The sequence below is a fragment of the Ancylobacter mangrovi genome (assembly GCF_024752355.1).
Taxonomy (GTDB): Bacteria; Pseudomonadota; Alphaproteobacteria; order Rhizobiales; family Xanthobacteraceae; genus Ancylobacter; species Ancylobacter mangrovi.
Genome location: NZ_JANTHZ010000001.1, coordinates 862,603 through 879,914, shown reverse-complemented (window position 1 = coordinate 879,914; position 17,312 = coordinate 862,603). Strand labels below are relative to the sequence as shown.

Here is a 17,312-nt window from a genome sequence, read left to right as displayed (position 1 = left end):
CGCTACGACGCCAGCACCCGGGTCGAGGGGAAGGTGATCTCGACGATGGTGCCGACATCCACCGCGCTGCGGATGTTGAAGCTGGCGCGGTTGGCTTCCGCCAGCGCCTTGGTCAGCGGCAGGCCGAGCCCGGTGCCGCCCGAGCCCGAGCGGCCCGAAGTGGCGAGCTGGCGGAACGGCTCCATCGCGATCGACACGTCCGTCTCCGACATGCCGATGCCGGTGTCGCGCACGCGCAGCACCACCTCGCCGTTCTCGGTCAGCGCGGTGGAGAGGATCACCTGCCCGCCGGGGCGGGTGAACTTGATCGAGTTCGACACCAGGTTGAGCACGATCTGCCGGATCGAGCGCGCATCCGCCACCACCTGCGGCAGGTCGGCGGCGAGCGAGGAGCGGATGATGATCCGCTCGCGATTGGCCTGCGGCTGCATGATGCCCATGCACTGCTGCACGATCTCGTTGAGCGGCACGCTGGTGAAGGAGAGGTCGAGCTTGCCGGCCTCGATCTTCGACAGGTCGAGCAGGTCGTTGATGAGCGAGATGAGGTGCCCGCCCGAGGCGTGGATGTCGCGCAGATAGTCGCGGTAGCGCTGGTTGTCGATCGGCCCGAAGCGCTCCTCCATCATCACTTCCGAGAAGCCGATGATGGCGTTGAGCGGGGTGCGGATCTCGTGGCTGATCTTGGCGAGGAAGTCGGACTTGGCGAGGTTGGCGCGCTCGGCGAGCTGCTTGGCCTCGGTGAGCTCCTCCTCGGCGCGCTTCCACTGGGTGATGTCGCGCAGCACGGCGCAGAACTTCGACGGGTCCTCGCCGATCCGCCCCACCGTCATGAACAGCGGGATCAGCCCGCCCTCGCGCACCCGGCCGATCACCTCGCGCCCGTCATTGAGCACGCTCGCCACGCCGTTGGAGGCGAGGCCGTCGAGATAGTCGACCGCCGCCTGCCGGCTCTCCGGCGCGAACAGCATGGTGAAGTTCTCGCCCTGCACCTCGCCGGCCTCGAAGCCGAACAGCGCCTCGGCGGGATGGTTCATCGACAGGATGGCGCCGGCGGTGTCGATCAGCACCACGCCGTCGGTCGCGGTGTCGAGGATGGCGCGCAGCTCACGCTCGGAGGTCTCGGCCTCGCGCAGCGCCAGCTCGGCCTGGCGCAGGCGCTCGTCGGCGACCGCCTCGACCCGGTGCAGCACGTAGAGCATCGCCGTCCCGCCTTCCCACGGCGCGGAGATGAGCCGCGCCTCGACCGGGATCGGCTCGCCATGGACGGTGAGCAGGGTGAGCGCGCCGGTGCGCGCGGCGCCGGTGTCGGCCGGCTCGGGCGCGTGGCCGAACAGGCCGGCGAGCCCGCCCGCCGCTTCCAGCGCCGGAAGGTCGGCATGGCCGGTCCAGTCGAGCAGGGCGCGGTTGGCATAGAGCAGACGGTCGCCGCGGAAGGCGAGCATGGCGAGCGGCAGCCGGTCGAGCACCGGGCGCTCGCCATCCGCCAGCACGCGGCGAAGGCCCTCCGGCCCGGCCGGCGAGGCGGGCGGGGAGGTGACGTCGTTGGCAGGGATCTGGCTGGGCGTGATCTGGCTGGGCGTGATCTGGCTCGCGGGCGTGCGGGCGAAGGGCGACGCCTTGGGCTCTCCGGGCGCGGAAGGTTCGGGCGCGGAGGGTTCGGCTGCGGACGCGCCGGATGCGGCGCTCTCCCCGCTGAGGAAGTCGGGCGCGTCCTCCTCACCCTCGAGCCTTGCGCCGAGCGCGCGCGCGATCTCGCGGAAGGCGTTGCGCTCGCCGGTCGACAGCCCCTCCCACGAGGCGCGGATGCTCTCGGGCCGGGAGCCGGACGGCGGCACGGCCGCCGGCGGGGTCGCCGAAGGGGTCGCGGACGGGGGCTCGCCGTGGAGCTGCACCACGTTCGGCGCGCTGGAGGGCGCGGGCGATGGCGGGGCAGCGGCGGGCGGGGCGGCGGCGGGCGGCGACTCCGGGGAAGCAGGCTCGGCCGGCGGCACGACGGGGGGCGCAGGCGGCGGTGATTGCGTTTGCGGCGGCGGCAGCGGTGCCGGCGGCGTCACGGGGGCCTGTGGCGTGAACGGCGTCAGCTCGGCAGCCGGGGGCGGAGCAGGCTCGGCCGGGGGCACGAAGGGAGCGGGCGCGATGGGCGCAGGCGTGAACGCCGGTGGCGCGGGCGGCGCGGCGGGCACAGGCGGCACAGCAGGCGTCTGGGGCTGCGGCGCGGCGCGGCGGCCGCGCACGACACCGAAGCCGCGCATGCCCTCGCCGCGGATCGGCGCGCCGCCGAGCTCGATGTCGAGCGCGTCGCCGCGCGCGGTCGGCACCAGCACCGGCAGATGGTTGAAGCTCAGCCCGTCCAGCACCGCGCGGTGGGCGCCGGGCGCGCCCAGCGTCTGCCAGTCATGCCCGCCGAGGCTTTCGGCCGACCAGCCGAGCGCGTCCGCGAGGCGCGGGTCGACATGGCTGAGGCGGGCGTCGAGGCCGGTGCGCCAGGTGAAGCGTTGCGGCAGGGCCGCGCCCGTGCCGCTGCCGGCGGGCGCGTAAGAAGGCGCTGCCGCCGATGTGGCCGTGGCGGAGGCGGGGAGGGAAGCCGGCCCGGCGGCCGGAGGCGTCGGCACGAATGGCTGGGGGGCCGCGAAGACGTCCGGCGTGGCGGGCTCGGCGGAAGGCTCGGGCATGCCGGCTACGTCGCCGGTGACCATCAGCACCGCCCGCGCCGACCCGGCGGCGACGAGCGAGCAGGCGAAGACCGCCGGGGTGAGACGGCCGGGAAGGCGCAGCCGCTCCAGCCGCGCGGGGCGGTCGGCGCGCAGCGTCGGCAGCAGCCGGAGCGCGGCGGCGGCGAGCGCCTCGGCGCTGCCCGCGGCGCCGAGCAGCGCCCTTCCGCCGGCATTGGCGGCGAGCGCCGAGCCGTCCGCGCGCAGCAGCACGGCCGCGCCTGCGCCGCCGAGGGAAGCCTCGGCGCGCCTGCGCAGTTCGCCGTCCGCCTGGGACTGCCCGCTATGTCGACCGTCCGTAGGAATACTCATGCCCACCAGAACGCCTGCCGCCGTGTTCCTTACACCCGGCACCCGAGTTACTTTAATGGCGGCGGTGCTCCCGCGCCACGCCGGGGGCCCTGCGTCACGCCGGCTTCGCAGTTTCAGGTTAACCGGTGGCGACTGAAGCCGGTTAACCGCAGGCAACCAATGCGACCCGTCACGCGGCGATTATCGTTGCGTCCTGCCAGAAGCATTATACTTTGGTCGTAGGCGCCTACGCGAATAGAAAGCGCCGAACGGCTGATTGTACGATTGGGCGTCGAGAGCGGAGGTGTCACCATGCCCAGTGATCTGAAACCGGAAATTCCCGAGGAACTGCGCACATTCGCCGAGCAGGGCGTCGACCAGGCCCGCGTGGCGATCGACGGCGTCATCGATGCAGCGCACAAGGCGCTGGACGACGCCGGCCGGCAGGTCGATGCTGCGCATGAGAACGTGCGCGAGATCGGCCGCACGACGCTCGATTTCGCCGAGGCGAACATCGCCGCCGCCTTCGACTTCGCGGCCCGTATCGCCAGGGCGCAGAGTTTCGACGACTGGCCGCGCCTGCAGGCCGACTTCGTGCGCGAGCAGGCCGCGCGCCTGACCGAGCAGGCCAAGGTGCTCGGCGAGCACGGCGCCTCGGCGGCCGCGATGGGCACGCCCGGCGCCAAGCCGAAGAAGTAGGGCCCAACAAGCAGGGCTGAGAAAAGAGGGCCGGGCGCCCTGCAAATGGGCCGTACCGGGGCGGCCTTGCAGAAAAATCAGTCATCCGGGGTTGATTGTGCATTGCAATATGATATTGCAATGCACAATTAGGGAGTGCGACGTCAGGAAGGACCCCCGCTCATCATCGGGTGTCGCGTCTTCCACGCGCAAGGTGCGATCGTCGACGCGGGAACGATCGCGACCTTCCTGGTTGTCACCGCGATGAGGAGAGAAGAAATGGCTGAGGCTACTCCCGTCACGCCTGCCCCCAAGAAGAGCGCGAAGGCGGCCCCGCCCTCTTTCGAGGCTGCGTTCGCCAAATTCGAGCTTCCGAAGATCGACATGGCGTCGCTCGAGGTCCCCGCGGTCATGCGCGAGATGGCCGAGAAGAGCGTGCAGAGCGCGCGCGAGACCTATGAGAAACTGAAGAACAGCGCCGAGGAGACCACCGACCTCCTCGAGGACACCTACACCACCGCCTCCAAGGGCGTGACCGAATACAACACGCTGGCGCTGGAATCCCTGCGCACCAACGTGAACGCGGCCTTCGACTACATGGGCGCGCTGCTCGGCGCCAAGAGCGTGTCCGAGGCGGTCGAGCTTTCGACCGGCCACATGCGCAAGCAGTTCGACGTGATGTCGGCGCAGGCGAAGGAACTCTCGTCCATCGCCCAGAAGGTGGCGACCGACACCGCCGAGCCGATCAAGGCTTCGGTCGAGAAGACCATCAAGAAGTCGGCGGCCTGAGGGCGTTTCGCCCCGCTTCCGTCCCTTCCGCGCGGCCTCGCCGCGCCAAGCCCGGTCCGCGTTGCGGGCCGGGTTTTTTCATGCCGCCTTTCCGGGCCGGGCCTTTTCGCGCCCGCCGCCGGATTTCGACGCCTCGCGCGGCTTGACTCCCTTTCGCGGCCTGCCTATCTCCGCTGCGCTTTTGGCACTCGCTCTGGAAGAGTGCTAGACGTGCACCCGAGCGCCCAGGCGGCGCGTGACAGGATGACCCGAGGAGCCATCAATGGCCAAGCTGAAGTTCCGCCCCCTGCATGATCGTATCGTGGTGAAGCGCCTCGACGCGGAAGAGAAGACCGCCGGCGGCATCATCATCCCCGACACCGCGAAGGAAAAGCCCTCCCAGGGCGAAGTGGTCGCGGTCGGCCCCGGCGCGCGCGACGAGGCGGGCAAGCTGGTCCCGCTCGACGTGAAGGCCGGCGACAAGGTGCTGTTCGGCAAGTGGTCCGGCACCGAGGTCAAGATCGACGGTCAGGACCTCCTGATCATGAAGGAATCGGACGTCATGGGCATCGTCGGCTGAACGCCGGCTAATCCGACCAGGACGCGCGGACCCGGCCGGCCCGACACGGCGCCGCCACGGGGGTTCGCGAGCAACCCCTTTCAGGAGTAGGCCAGATGGCTGCCAAGGACGTAAAATTCTCCAGTGACGCGCGCGACAAGATGCTGCGCGGCGTCGACATCCTCGCCAATGCGGTGAAGGTGACGCTGGGCCCGAAGGGCCGCAACGTCGTCATCGAGAAGAGCTTCGGCGCCCCGCGCATCACCAAGGACGGCGTCACCGTCGCCAAGGAGATCGAGCTCGAGGACAAGTTCGAGAACATGGGCGCGCAGATGGTGCGCGAAGTGGCCTCGAAGACCAATGACCTCGCCGGCGACGGCACCACCACCGCCACCGTGCTGGCCCAGGCCATCGTCAAGGAAGGCGCCAAGGCGGTTGCCGCCGGCATGAACCCGATGGACCTCAAGCGCGGCATCGACCTCGCCGTGGTCGAGGCGATCAACGACATCGTCAAGCGCGCCAAGAAGGTGAAGTCGACCGGCGAAGTCGCCCAGGTCGGCACCATCTCCGCCAATGGCGACGCCTCGATCGGCGAGATGATCGCCGGCGCGATGCAGAAGGTCGGCAACGAGGGCGTCATCACCGTCGAGGAAGCCAAGACCGCCGAGACCGAGCTCGAAGTGGTCGAGGGCATGCAGTTCGACCGCGGCTACCTCTCCCCCTACTTCACCACCAATCCCGACAAGATGACCGTGGATCTGGAAGATCCCTACATGCTCATCTTCGACAAGAAGCTGTCGGGCCTGCAGGCGATCCTGCCGGTGCTGGAGCAGGTGGTGCAGTCCGGCAAGCCGCTGCTGATCATCGCCGAGGACGTCGAGGGCGAGGCCCTGGCCACGCTCGTCGTCAACAAGCTGCGTGGCGGCCTGAAGGTCGCGGCCGTGAAGGCGCCGGGCTTCGGCGACCGTCGCAAGGCCATGCTCGAGGACATCGCGATCCTCACCGGCGGCCAGGTGATCTCCGAGGAACTCGGCATCAAGCTCGAGACGGTCGGCCTCGACATGCTCGGTCGCGCCAAGAAGGTGCTGATCGAGAAGGAGAAGACCACCATCGTCGACGGCGCCGGCAAGAAGAAGGACATCGAGGGCCGGGTCGCGCAGATCAAGGCGCAGATCGAGGAGACCACCTCGGACTACGACCGTGAGAAGCTGCAGGAGCGTCTCGCCAAGCTCGCGGGCGGCGTCGCGGTGATCCGCGTCGGCGGCGCCACCGAGATCGAGGTCAAGGAGAAGAAGGACCGCGTGGACGACGCGCTCAACGCCACCCGCGCCGCGGTGGAAGAAGGCATCGTCCCGGGCGGCGGCATCGCCCTGCTGCGCGCCAAGAAGGCGGTCGAGAAGCTCTCCAGCGACAATGCCGACATCGCCGCCGGCATCAAGATCGTGCTGAAGGCGCTCGAGGCGCCGATCCGGCAGATCTCCGAGAACTCGGGCGTCGAGGGCTCGATCGTGGTCGGCAAGGTGCTGGAGTCGAAGGACCAGAACTTCGGCTTCAACGCCCAGTCCGAGCAGTTCGTGGACATGATCGCGGCCGGCATCGTCGATCCGGCCAAGGTCGTGCGCACCGCGCTGCAGGACGCCGCGTCGGTCTCCGGCCTGCTGATCACCACCGAGGCGATGGTCGCCGAACTGCCGAAGCCCGCGAGCTCTGCCCCCGCCATGCCGGGCGGCGGCATGGGCGGTATGGATTTCTGATCGAAATCCAACCGCCCCTGCGGTTACCGAGTGCCGAAGCCGGGCGGGCCCGGCTTCGGGGCAGGAAGCCTTCATCGAGTTGGAAAGGGCGCGGCGCGAGCTGCGCTCTTTTCGTTTGCGGCGACCACCGGCCGCGTCGCCGCTCTGGCCCGTGGCCGTTCGCGCCTTAGATGGTTGCGGGCGGGCGCCGTTCGCTCTGCCACGTTCACTCACTTGCGACGTGCGCCCGGACGGGAGGCGGCTCATCCTCCCGCGGACAGAGAGGGAGGCGTGCCGATGGACCAACGCATCATCGATCTCTACGACCGGTTCACCCATGGCCAGATCGACCGCCGGGGATTCATGGACCGGCTGGGGACGCTGGCGGGCTCGGCCGCGGCCGCCGCGGCCCTGCTGCCCCTGCTCACCAATGACTATGCCCGCGCGGCCATGGTGCCGGAGGGCGATCCACGGCTGAACGCCGCGATGGTGAGCTACCCCTCCGGCGGGGACGACATCAGCGGCTACCTCGTGCGCGCCCGGCGCGCCGACGCCAAACGCCCGGCGGTGCTGGTGATCCACGAGAACCGGGGGCTGAACCCGCATATCAAGGACGTGACGCGCCGGCTGGCGCTCGCCGGCTACCTCGCCTTCGGCGTCGACCTGCTCTCGGCCGATGGCGGCACGCCCGAGGACGAGGACAAGGCGCGCTCCATGATCGCCGAGCTCGACCGCGCGGCGACGGTGCAGCGGGCGGTGGATGCGGTCGCCTTCCTGAAGGACAACGAGGCCTCGACCGGCTCGGTCGGGGCGATCGGCTTCTGCTGGGGCGGAGGCATGGTGAACCTGCTCGCCGAGGCGAGCCCGGAGCTGAAGGCCGGCGTCGCCTATTACGGCATGCCGCCCCCGCTCGACGACGTCGACACGATCGAGGCCGCGCTGCTGCTGCACTATGCCGGGCTCGACAACCGCATCAACGCGAACGTGCCGGCCTATGAGAAGGCGCTGAAGGAGGCCGGCAAGGACTTCACCATCTATGTCTATGAGGGCGTCAACCACGCCTTCAACAACGACACCAGCCCGACCCGCTACGACCCGAAGGCGGCCGAGCTCGCCTGGGGGCGCACCTCCGATTTCCTCGCCAAGCATCTCGGCGTGCCGCCGCCGGTGGAGACCTGAGCGCGGAAACGCCGGCGCGGCCGGCGGTCAGATCGGGGGAAGCTTGAGCCAGTTCGACAGCGCGCTGAGCACGAGGTCGATGGCGAGGGCGGCGAGCAGCATGCCCATGACGCGGCTGATGACCGCCGCGCCGCCGCGCCCGATGAAGCGCATCAGCGGCCCGGCGGCGAGCATGATCGCCAGCGCCACCAACAGCACCAGGCTGAAGGTGACGATGGTCATCATCTTGTCGGGAAAATTGTGCCGGGCGTCGTCCGTCAGCACCACCGCGGCCAGCATGGCGCCGGGGCTGGCGATGGAGGGCATGGCCAGCGGGTAGATGGCGATGTCCACCGGATTGGTCTCGGCCGAGGCGTGGGTGTCCGAATGGTTCGACCCGTGGACCATGGTCAGCGCGAACAGGAACAGCACGATGCCGCCGGCGATCTGGAACGAGTTGATCGATACGTCCATCGAGCGCAGCAGCGAGCTTCCCGCCAGGGCGAAGAACACCAGCACGCAGAACGAGACGATGATGGAGATGAAGGCCGCCTTGCGCTGGTTGGCGGCGTCGAGCGTGGCGGTGACGGCGATGAAGACCGGAAGCGTCCCCAGCGGATCGATGACCACCCACAGGGTGACGAATTCCTGAAGATGTTCCGACAAGTTCATCCGTCTTTCCCCCTCGCGCCGGGCCGTGACCGCCGCGCCCTTGTGCTGCCCGCCCTGGGCGCCGTGCCGCCGGCACCGCGACATGGATCGCATGCCATGCTTGCCATGTCATGAATGTCACAGCCTGATGAACGTCACAGCGTCATGAATGACACAGCATGGACGTCATCGACGCCGATCCGGAACGCCGATGCCCCTGTGAGCGGGCATGGCCCCGCCGGCCCGGTTGCCTCGCGGCCGGCCGGCCGGCATCCTGCCCCGGACGAGTCGCGAGGGCAGGAGATGACGATCATACGCCAGAAGCCGGACTTCACCCATGAAGCCGCGGCGTGGTTGGCGGGCGATGTGCCGGTGGCGGGGGTCGACGAGGTCGGGCGCGGCCCATGGGCCGGGCCGGTCGTCGCCTGCGCGGTCGTGCTCGATCGCGACCGGGTGCCCGAGGGGCTCGACGATTCCAAGAAGCTGAAGGCGGCGCAGCGCGAGGCGCTGTTCGAGGAGATCTGCGCCACGGCGGAGGTGTCGCTCGCCTTCGCCCCGCCGGCGCGGATCGACGGCGACAACATCCGGCAGGCGACGCTGTGGGCGCTGGCGCGCGCCGCCGCCGGCCTGCCGCGCGCGCCGCGGTTGCTGCTGGTCGACGGCAACGACCTGCCGCCGGTCGCCTGCGCGGCGCGGGCGATCATCGGCGGGGACGCGCTGGTCGCTTCCATCGCCGCCGCCTCGATCGTCGCCAAGGTGACCCGCGACCGGCTGATGGCCTCGCTCGGCCTCGCTCATCCCGGCTACGGCTTCGAGCGCCACATGGGCTACGGCACGCCCGAGCACGCCGAGGCGCTGGCCGCACTCGGCACCTGCCGCCACCACCGCACCTCCTTCGCGCCGGTGCGCGCGCGCCGGGCGCTGGAAATCGAGCTCGCGCAGACGGTGCTTGTCGAGACGAGAGCGGTCGAGACGGAGCCGGGCGCGGAACGGCGCGATCCGGTGCTGCGCCCCGTGGCGCTGGCCGACGGCGTCTAGGCGCGGCCATGCTCTGGTCGGCGCTCTGGATCGAAGCGCTGCGCGCGCGCCCCGGTCTGGCGGTGCGGATGGCGGGCGGTGCGCTCGGCCTGCTCTGGGTGGCGCTGCCGCTGCTGGTCTTCGCCTCGCCGCCGCTGGAACTGACGCAATATCTGCTGGCGGCCCGCGCGGGACGCGTCGCCGCCGATGCCGGCGGGCCGCTGGCGGCGGGGTTGAGCTGGCTGGCGCTGGACGGGCTCGGCCTGTGGGCGGTCTATGCGCTGTTCGCCCTCGCCATGCTGGCCTCGGCGGGGCTCGCCTACCGCCTCGCCTCGCGCTTCCTCGGGCGCGCCATGGGCGGCGCGGCGGCGCTGGTCTTCGTCGCGGTGGAGGGGATCGGCCTGCCGCTCGACCCCTACGCGCCGGACCGGCTGGCACTGCCCGCCGTGCTGTGGGTCGTGCTCGAGAGCTGGCGGCTGATCGGCGAGCGCAAGAGCCATGCCTGGCCGGCCCTCGCGGCGGCGGGCGGCATCGCGCTGTTCGCCGGCTGGTCGGGCTGGGCCGTGGTGCTGGCGGCGGCGCTGCTGATCGCGCTAACCCCGGCCGGCCGGGCGGCGCTGCGCACCCGCGACATCGTGCAGCCGGTGGCGATGGGCCTCACCTTCCTCATTCCGTTCGCACTGTGGACGGTGCGCTTTCCCCCGCCCGTGCCGACGCTGGGTGCGGCAGGCGGAGCCGCGGCCGGGGGCTCGTCCATGGTGCCGGCGGCGACGCTGCTGGCCGGGCTGGTGCTCGCCAGCGTGCCGGGCGCGCTGCTGGTGCTGATCTCCTCGCGCGCCGGCGAGCGGGGAGGCGGCGACAGGGCGCGCGAGGATGTGCCGACGCTGGCGCGCGGGCCGGTGCCGGACTTTGCGCCGGTCTTCATGGCGGTGATGGGCATCGTGCCGCTGCTCGCCGCGCTGGCGCTGGCCGCGCTCGGCGAGCGGCAGACCGTGTGGGGCACGCCCGCGCCGGCGCTGCTCGCGGTGCTGCTGGTGGCCTGGCGCGGGCAGGTGGCGGGGATCCACCGGCGCCGGGCGATGGCGCCGCTCTGGCTCGCCTGCGTCGCCGCGCCGGCGGTGGTGACGGCGCTGGTGACGCTCGGCGCGCCGCAGGTCGGCCGGAGAGGGCAGGCCGTCAACTTCCCCGCCCGCGCGGTCGCCGGCCCGCTCACCGAGGCGGCGACGCGGCGGCTCGGCCATCCGCCGGGCGCGATCGGCGGCGTCACTGCACTGGCGGCGCCGATCGCGCTCGCCAGCTCCGCCCGGCCGGTGCTGATGCCGCAGGCCGGGCCGGCGCAGGCTTCGGCGACGGTGAACCACCTCGCCGCGCATGAGGGCATGGTGCTGGTGTGGCCGGTGCTCAGCGCCAATGGCGGGCCGCCCTACGGGCTGCGCGAGCTGTGGCCGGACCTGCAGCCGCAGGCGCCGATCGTGGTGCCCTGGGCAATCGCCGGCCGGCTGGACCCGGTGCGGGTCGGCTGGGCGGTGGTGCCCCCGCCCGCGCCGAAGTGAGGCCGGCGAGGGTGCGGGCGAGCGTTTCAGGGGACGACGCGGTTAGGGAAAGTCCGACGCGCAGGATGGGGCCGGAGCACGCGGTCGCGGGGTAGCCTGAGCGCCTGCGACCCCTAGTGGCTGGAGGATGCGCGGCGTCGGCCCGGGCTTCCCATTCTGCGGAGGAGGCCGCCCGAGACGCGCGGGACCTACCCTGCGACGCGCAGCCCCCTAAAGCGATTCGGCCGAGGGCCTTCTTGCCCCGCCCGGCCCCTCGGCGCGGCAGGCCTCAGTGGTAGCCCTCGCCCTCGCGCACCTTGCCGCGGAACAGCCAGTAGACGAAGGCGGTATAGCCGAGGATCACCGGCAGCATGAACACCGTGCCGATCAGCGTGAAGACCTGGCTCGCCGGCGCGGCGGCGGTCTCCCACACGGTCAGCGAGGGCGGGATCAGATAGGGGAAGATCGAGATGCCGATGCCGATATAGCCCAGCAGGAACAGGCCGATGACGCCGAAGAACGGCATGTGCTCGTGCCCGTCCTCCAGCCAGCGCCAGACCAGCCCGGCGAGGATCAGCGTGACGATCGGCACCGGGGCGAGGTAGAACAGGTTCGGCGTGGTGAACCAGCGCTCGGCGATGCGCGGGAAGGCGATCGGCGTCCACAGGCTGACGATGCCCATGAAGATGAGCACCACCGGCAGCAGGATTCGCGCCTGCATGCGCGCGCGCACCGCGATCCGCCCTTCGGTCTTCATGATGAGCCAGACGCTGCCGATCAGCGCGTAGCCCGCGACCACGCCGAGCCCGCACAGCAGCGCGAACGGGGTCGCCCAGTCGAGCGGGCCGCCGGCGAAGGCGTTGTTCGCCACCTTGATGCCCTGCACGAAGCCGCCCAGCAGCACGCCCTGGAAGAAGGCGGCCAGTGTCGAGCCGGCGGCGAAGGAGATGTTCCACAGGAAGCGGCTGCTCTCGGCGACGTGGCGGAACTCGAAGGCGACGCCGCGGAACACCAGCGACAGCAGCATGAAGATGACCGGCAGGTAGAGCGCGGGCATCACGATCGAATAGGCGAGCGGGAAGGCGACGAACAGGCCGCCGCCGCCGAGGATGAGCCAGGTCTCGTTGCCGTCCCAGAACGGGGCGACCGAGCTCATCATCTGGTCCTTCTCGCTGTCGCTGCGGGCGAAGGGGGACAGGATGCCGATGCCGAGATCGAACCCGTCCAGCACCACATACATCGCGATCGCCACCGAGAGCAGCAGCGCCCAGACGACGGGCAGGTACCAGGTCATGCCGAGGCCGACGTCCTCCATGGCTCACTCTCCCGTGGTGGTGCTGATGGCCTGGCGGGTCGCCTCGTTGGCCGAGGTCAGCGGGCGGTTCGGCACGCCGCTCGGCGGCTCGACCGCGGCGCCCTCCGGCCCGCGCACGATGAGGCGGTTGATGTAGTAGATGCCGCCCGAGAACACGACACCGTAGACCAGCACGAACAGCACCAGCGTCGTCGCCACCGCCCAGCCGTCGACCGGGGAGATGGCGTCGGCGGTGCGCAATATGCCGTAGGCGACCCAGGGTTGGCGCCCGACCTCGGTGACGAACCAGCCCGACAATATGGTGATGAAGCCGATCGGCCAGACATATTGCAGCGGGGCGAGGTACCAGTCGGTCTCGAACAGGCGCCGGCGCCACAGCAGGAAGGCGCCGAGCCAGCCGACGGCGATCATCAGCAGCCCCATGCCGACCATGACGCGGAAGGCAAAGAAGGGGATGGCGACCGGCGGCCGGTCCTCGCGGGCGAATTCCTTGAGGCCGGGGATCTTGCCGTCCCAGCTATGGGTGAGGATGAGGCTGCCCAGATGCGGCACCGCGATCTGGTAGTCGTTGCTCTCGGTTTCCTCGTTCGGCCAGGCGAACAGCACCAGCGGCACGCTGTTGTCGACGTCGTCCTCGGTGCCCCAATGGGCCTCGATCGCGGCGATCTTGGCCGGCTGGTACTGCAGCGTGTTGAGGCCGTGGGAATCGCCGATGAAGGCCTGGATCGGCGCCAGGATGGCGATCAGCCCGATCGCCATGCGCATCATAGTGCGCGCGTCCTCGGCGTAGCGGCCCTGATAGACGTAGCGCGCGCCCACCGCGAGCACCACGAAGGCGGTGGTGAGGTAGCAGGCCGTCACCATGTGGGCGAAGCGGTAGGGGAAGCTCGGGTTGAAGATGGTGTTCAGCCAGTCGGTCGGGTGGGCGACGCCGTCGATCATGGTGTGACCGGCCGGGGTCTGCATCCAGCTATTGGCCGAGAGGATCCAGAACGCCGAGAGCGAGGTGCCCAGCGCCACCATCAGCGAGGCGAAGACGTGCAGCCCGCGCGGCACCCGGTTCCAGCCGAACAGCATGATGCCGAGGAAGGTCGCCTCCAGGAAGAAGGCGGTGAGCACCTCATAGCCGATCAGCGGCCCGATGACGTTGCCCACGACATGGGAGAAATGGCTCCAGTTGGTGCCGAACTGGTAGGAGAGCACGATTCCCGACACCACGCCCATGCCGAAGGACACGGCGAAGATCTTGGTGAAGAAGCGCGCGATGCGGTGGTAGCGCTCGTGCCCGGTGGTCATCCAGAGCACTTCGAGGGTCGCGATATAGGCCGCCAACCCTATGGTGAAGCTCGGGAATATGATGTGGAAGGAGACCGTGAAGGCGAACTGGATGCGAGCCAGAATGACAGGATCGAATTCCATCGGCCTCCCCCGAAATCGTCACCGCTGCCGGAAGGTGACGTCGCTAGACTAGCCTCACCCTTCGCGGGATGGAACGACTCAAATCAGCTTGTTGCCAACTGTGCTCCGGTAGTGATGTCAGGAGCGAGACATCCACAGGTGCAGCAGGGCTGCGCCTCCGGGCCGGCCCTCAGCGCGGGCCGGGCGCGTCGGCAAGCGGAGGCAGGCCGGCGAGCCGGGCCTCGACGGCGAGCATGTCGCGCCAGGCCATGCGCTTGCCGAGCGGCGTGCGCAGCAGATAGGCCGGGTGGAAGGTGGCGAGCGCGGCGATCTCGCGCGTGCCGGTGTCGTAGCTCATCCAGCGCCCGCGCGCCTTGGTGATTCCCTCGCGGATGCCGAGCAGCGTCATCGCCGAGGGACCGCCGAGGCAGACGAGGACGTCCGGGTCGGCGAGCTCGATCTGGCGGCGGATGAAGGGCAGGCAGATCGCGGTCTCCTGCGGCGTCGGGGTGCGGTTGCCCGGCGGGCGCCACGGCACCACGTTGGCGATGTAGGCGGCGCTGCGGTCGATGCCGATTGCCGCCAGCATGCGGTCGAGCAGCCGGCCGGAGCGGCCGACGAAGGGCTTGCCCTCGATGTCCTCGTCGCGGCCGGGGGCCTCGCCGACCAGCATCAGGCGCGCCGCCGGATTGCCGTCGGCGAACACCAGCCGGGTCGCGGTGTGCTTGAGTGGGCAGCCCTCGAAACCCTCCAGCAGGGCGCGCAGAGCCTCCAGCGTCGGCGCGCCGGCGGCAGCCTCGCGCGCCTCCAGCGCCGCCTGGTCGGGCGGCGGCGGCGCGGTCGCGGAGGGGGCGAGGGCGGGTGCCGCCACGGGCGCCGGGCGGGCGGCGGGAGTGGGTCGGGGCGCGGGCTGCGGCGCGCTCTCGGCGCGGGGGCGCGGGGCGGCGTCCGGCGGCGCGGGATCGCGATTCGGGCGGCCGGCGGCGCGCTCTCGCACGCTTTCCTCGAAGCGGTCGACCGGCGCCTCGCCAAGCGCGACGTCCGCTCCCGCCTCGACATGGAAGGCGAGCAGTTCGGCGATGAGGTCGCGATCGCTAAGTGTCGGGTGCATCAAGCTGTTCTTTCGTCATGAGGCTGATCCTAACCGGCGCGCGCGTGGTTGTCAGGACGCCCGCTCCATGAAAGAAGCATGGAAAAACTCCAATCTTCCCAGTCGCCGGAGAACATTATGGACGAGGCCTCCCTGCCTTCCCGCGAGGGGATGGACTATGACGTGGTGATCGTTGGGGCGGGTCCTGCGGGTCTTTCGGCGGCGATCCGGCTGCGCCAGCTCGGCGAGGAGAGCGGCCGCGAGATCTCGGTGGTGGTGGTCGAGAAGGGCTCGGAGGTCGGCGCGCATATCCTGTCGGGGGCGGTGATCGACCCGGCCGGGCTCGACCGGCTGGTGCCGGACTGGCGCGAGGACCCCGACCCGCCGCTGAAGACCCCGGTCAGCGAGGACCGCTTCTACCTGCTCGGCCCGGCCGGCGGGGTGCGGCTGCCGAACTTCCTGATGCCGCCTTTGATGAACAATCACGGCGCCTATGTCGGCTCGCTCGGCACGGTGTGCCGCTGGCTGGCGGCGCGGGCCGAGGCGCTGGGGGTCGAGATCTATCCGGGCTTCGCCGCCAGCGAGGTGCTGTTCGACGGGAACGGCGCGGTGGCCGGCGTCGCCACCGGCGACATGGGGGTCGGGCGCGACGGCGGGCCGACCGGCAACTTCACCCGCGGCATGGAGCTGCGCGGCAAGTACACCTTGTTCGCGGAAGGCGCGCGCGGCTCGCTGTCGAAGCAGCTCATCGCCCGTTTCGGCCTCGCCAAGGGGCGCGAGCCGCAGAAGTTCGGCATCGGGCTGAAGGAGCTGTGGCAGGTGGCGCCGGAGCAGCACCGGCCGGGACTGGTGCAGCATTCCTTCGGCTGGCCGCTGGATTCGAAGACCGGCGGCGGTTCCTTCCTCTACCACATGGAGGACCGGCAGGTGATGGTGGGCTTCGTGGTCCACCTCAACTACGCGAACCCGTATCTCTCCCCGTTCGAGGAGTTCCAGCGCTTCAAGACCCATCCGCTGGTGCGCCCGACGCTCGAGGGCGGCAAGCGCCTCGCCTATGGCGCGCGGGCGATCACCGAGGGCGGGTTCCAGTCGGTGCCCAAGCTCGCCTTCCCCGGCGGGGCGCTGATCGGCTGCGCCGCCGGCTTCGTCAACGTGCCGCGCATCAAGGGCAGCCACAATGCGGTGCTCTCCGGCATGCTGGCGGCGCAGGCGGCGGCGGACGCGCTGGCCGAGGGGCGGGCCCATGACGAGCTCGCCGCCTATGAGGCGGGCTGGCGCGGCTCGGCCATCGGGCGGGACCTCGCCCGGGTGCGCAACGTGAAGCCGCTCTGGTCGAGGTTCGGCACCTATGCCGGGATCGCGCTGGGCGGGCTCGACATGTGGGCGCAGACGCTGTTCGGCGTCTCGCCCTTCGGCACGCTCGGGCACGGCAAGCCGGACTACGCGACGCTGAAGCCGGCGGCGGCGTCGAAGAAGATCGACTATCCGCGCCCCGACGGGGTGGTCTCGTTCGACCGTCTGTCCTCGGTGTTCCTGTCGAACACCAATCACGAGGAGGACCAGCCAGTGCACCTGAAGGTGGCCGACATGGGGCTGCAGAAGGCGTCCGAGCACGACGTCTATGCCGGCCCCTCGGCGCGCTACTGCCCGGCGGGGGTGTATGAGTGGGTGGAGAAGGACGGGGACGAGGTGTTCGTGATCAACGCGCAGAACTGCGTGCACTGCAAGACCTGCGACATCAAGGACCCCAACCAGAACATCACATGGGTCGCCCCCGAAGGCGGCGGCGGACCCAATTATCCCAATATGTGAGGGGGCTTCCTCAGAACAGGCTCAGCACGAAGGCGATCAGCAGGACCGCCGAGCCCCAAAGGTCGCTCACCATCGCCACGCTCTCGCGCAGGCTGCGTTCGGGGCGGCGCAGGTGGTTGAGCCCGGCGAGGCCGAGGAACACGCCGCCGGTGAAGGCGACCGGCAGCACCCAGCTCGTGAACACCATGGAGAGCAGGCCCGCCAGCCCGATCGAGGTGTTGGCGAAGCCGAGCTCCTGCGCGATCACATGGGCGCGCGGATCATCGACGCCGAGAATGCTCTTGAGCGTGAAGCCGGGCTTCCAGATCTGCGAGAGGCCGGCCAGCAGCAGCCGCACGCCGACCGCCCAGAAGGCGAACCACTTGATGCAGACCAGGAGGAAGCCGCCGATGCCGGTGGTGGTCGCCAGCTCGGCCGAGATGCTGACGATGGGCAGGACCACCATCGTCAGCAGGATGATCGCGTAATACATGAGCCTCCCCCGCGGGGCGCCATGCCCCTCCATCAGCCCGCCGACTGTGACGCCTCGATGCCGGCGCGGTCAATGAGAGCATCGCGCGCATCGGCCGGCCTGCTCAACGGGACGTTGACGCTGCGGC

Annotated in this window: 14 protein-coding genes; 8 read left to right on the top strand and 6 right to left on the bottom strand. The window is 70.3% G+C overall.

Features of this window, described 5'->3' with window-relative positions; translation table 11 throughout:
- Window positions 1-2: 2 nt before the first annotated feature.
- On the bottom strand, window positions 3-3,023 hold the full coding sequence (locus NVS89_RS04130) for a PAS domain-containing sensor histidine kinase (RefSeq protein ID WP_258731216.1): 3,021 nt from the start codon (window positions 3,021-3,023) through the stop codon (window positions 3-5).
- A 291-nt stretch (window positions 3,024-3,314) separates the two neighbouring features.
- On the opposite strand from NVS89_RS04130, the gene NVS89_RS04125 reads away from it, so the two are divergent.
- From NVS89_RS04125 to NVS89_RS04105, 5 genes are all read left to right on the top strand, one after another.
- Window positions 3,315-3,701 carry a phasin family protein gene (locus NVS89_RS04125; protein WP_258731215.1) on the top strand — a complete coding sequence of 129 codons (387 nt, stop codon included), beginning with the start codon at window positions 3,315-3,317 and terminating at the stop codon, window positions 3,699-3,701.
- Between the two features lie 258 nt (window positions 3,702-3,959).
- Window positions 3,960-4,469 (top strand): phasin, encoded by a 510-nt coding sequence (locus NVS89_RS04120; protein WP_258731214.1) that lies wholly within the window; start codon window positions 3,960-3,962, stop codon window positions 4,467-4,469.
- Between the two features lie 262 nt (window positions 4,470-4,731).
- Window positions 4,732-5,028 carry a co-chaperone GroES gene (groES, locus tag NVS89_RS04115; RefSeq protein ID WP_258731213.1) on the top strand — a complete coding sequence of 99 codons (297 nt, stop codon included), beginning with the start codon at window positions 4,732-4,734 and terminating at the stop codon, window positions 5,026-5,028.
- A gap of 95 nt (window positions 5,029-5,123) precedes the next feature.
- Window positions 5,124-6,761 carry a chaperonin GroEL gene (gene groL / locus NVS89_RS04110; RefSeq protein ID WP_258731212.1) on the top strand — a complete coding sequence of 546 codons (1,638 nt, stop codon included), beginning with the start codon at window positions 5,124-5,126 and terminating at the stop codon, window positions 6,759-6,761.
- A 276-nt stretch (window positions 6,762-7,037) separates the two neighbouring features.
- A complete protein-coding gene (locus tag NVS89_RS04105) occupies window positions 7,038-7,919 on the top strand; it encodes a dienelactone hydrolase family protein (protein ID WP_258731211.1) in 882 nt (293 codons plus the stop codon).
- Window positions 7,920-7,946: 27 nt separating this feature from the next.
- On the opposite strand, the gene NVS89_RS04100 is transcribed toward NVS89_RS04105, so the two are convergent.
- Window positions 7,947-8,570, bottom strand: a complete 624-nt coding sequence (locus NVS89_RS04100; protein ID WP_258731210.1) for a MarC family protein — start codon at window positions 8,568-8,570, stop codon at window positions 7,947-7,949.
- A gap of 282 nt (window positions 8,571-8,852) precedes the next feature.
- On the opposite strand from NVS89_RS04100, the gene rnhB reads away from it, so the two are divergent.
- Entirely contained in the window at window positions 8,853-9,587 is a 735-nt protein-coding gene (gene rnhB, locus NVS89_RS04095) for a ribonuclease HII (RefSeq protein ID WP_258731209.1), read from the top strand.
- A gap of 8 nt (window positions 9,588-9,595) precedes the next feature.
- A complete protein-coding gene (locus tag NVS89_RS04090; RefSeq protein WP_258731208.1) occupies window positions 9,596-11,119 on the top strand; it encodes a glycosyltransferase family 39 protein in 1,524 nt (507 codons plus the stop codon).
- A 268-nt stretch (window positions 11,120-11,387) separates the two neighbouring features.
- Here the strand turns inward: NVS89_RS04090 and cydB are convergent, their stop codons facing one another.
- The 3 genes from cydB to NVS89_RS04075 form a co-directional block, all read right to left on the bottom strand.
- Window positions 11,388-12,413, bottom strand: coding sequence for a cytochrome d ubiquinol oxidase subunit II (gene cydB / locus NVS89_RS04085; protein WP_309486519.1), 1,026 nt, complete (start codon window positions 12,411-12,413; stop codon window positions 11,388-11,390).
- Window positions 12,414-12,416: 3 nt separating this feature from the next.
- Window positions 12,417-13,832 (bottom strand): cytochrome ubiquinol oxidase subunit I, encoded by a 1,416-nt coding sequence (locus tag NVS89_RS04080; RefSeq protein WP_258731207.1) that lies wholly within the window; start codon window positions 13,830-13,832, stop codon window positions 12,417-12,419.
- Window positions 13,833-14,001: 169 nt separating this feature from the next.
- Window positions 14,002-14,922 (bottom strand): uracil-DNA glycosylase, encoded by a 921-nt coding sequence (locus tag NVS89_RS04075; RefSeq protein ID WP_258731206.1) that lies wholly within the window; start codon window positions 14,920-14,922, stop codon window positions 14,002-14,004.
- A gap of 117 nt (window positions 14,923-15,039) precedes the next feature.
- Between NVS89_RS04075 and NVS89_RS04070 the strand changes: the two genes are divergently transcribed.
- Entirely contained in the window at window positions 15,040-16,713 is a 1,674-nt protein-coding gene (locus NVS89_RS04070; protein WP_258731205.1) for an electron transfer flavoprotein-ubiquinone oxidoreductase, read from the top strand.
- A 10-nt stretch (window positions 16,714-16,723) separates the two neighbouring features.
- Here NVS89_RS04070 and NVS89_RS04065 read toward each other — a convergent pair whose 3' ends face one another.
- Complete coding sequence (locus NVS89_RS04065) at window positions 16,724-17,185, bottom strand: hypothetical protein (protein WP_258731204.1); 462 nt, start codon at window positions 17,183-17,185, stop codon at window positions 16,724-16,726.
- Window positions 17,186-17,312: the final 127 nt, after the last annotated feature.

Excerpts from the sequence above, each read along its gene's own strand:
- NVS89_RS04130 (WP_258731216.1), bottom strand. The coding sequence starts at position 3,023 with ATGAGTATTCCTACGGACGGTCGACATAGCGGGCAGTCCCAGGCGGAC.
- NVS89_RS04125 (WP_258731215.1), top strand. The coding sequence starts at position 3,315 with ATGCCCAGTGATCTGAAACCGGAAATTCCCGAGGAACTGCGCACATTC.
- NVS89_RS04120 (WP_258731214.1), top strand. The coding sequence starts at position 3,960 with ATGGCTGAGGCTACTCCCGTCACGCCTGCCCCCAAGAAGAGCGCGAAG.
- groES (WP_258731213.1), top strand. The coding sequence starts at position 4,732 with ATGGCCAAGCTGAAGTTCCGCCCCCTGCATGATCGTATCGTGGTGAAG.
- groL (WP_258731212.1), top strand. The coding sequence starts at position 5,124 with ATGGCTGCCAAGGACGTAAAATTCTCCAGTGACGCGCGCGACAAGATG.
- NVS89_RS04105 (WP_258731211.1), top strand. The coding sequence starts at position 7,038 with ATGGACCAACGCATCATCGATCTCTACGACCGGTTCACCCATGGCCAG.
- NVS89_RS04100 (WP_258731210.1), bottom strand. The coding sequence starts at position 8,570 with ATGAACTTGTCGGAACATCTTCAGGAATTCGTCACCCTGTGGGTGGTC.
- rnhB (WP_258731209.1), top strand. The coding sequence starts at position 8,853 with ATGACGATCATACGCCAGAAGCCGGACTTCACCCATGAAGCCGCGGCG.
- NVS89_RS04090 (WP_258731208.1), top strand. The coding sequence starts at position 9,596 with ATGCTCTGGTCGGCGCTCTGGATCGAAGCGCTGCGCGCGCGCCCCGGT.
- cydB (WP_309486519.1), bottom strand. The coding sequence starts at position 12,413 with ATGGAGGACGTCGGCCTCGGCATGACCTGGTACCTGCCCGTCGTCTGG.
- NVS89_RS04080 (WP_258731207.1), bottom strand. The coding sequence starts at position 13,832 with ATGGAATTCGATCCTGTCATTCTGGCTCGCATCCAGTTCGCCTTCACG.
- NVS89_RS04075 (WP_258731206.1), bottom strand. The coding sequence starts at position 14,922 with ATGCACCCGACACTTAGCGATCGCGACCTCATCGCCGAACTGCTCGCC.
- NVS89_RS04070 (WP_258731205.1), top strand. The coding sequence starts at position 15,040 with ATGGACGAGGCCTCCCTGCCTTCCCGCGAGGGGATGGACTATGACGTG.
- NVS89_RS04065 (WP_258731204.1), bottom strand. The coding sequence starts at position 17,185 with ATGTATTACGCGATCATCCTGCTGACGATGGTGGTCCTGCCCATCGTC.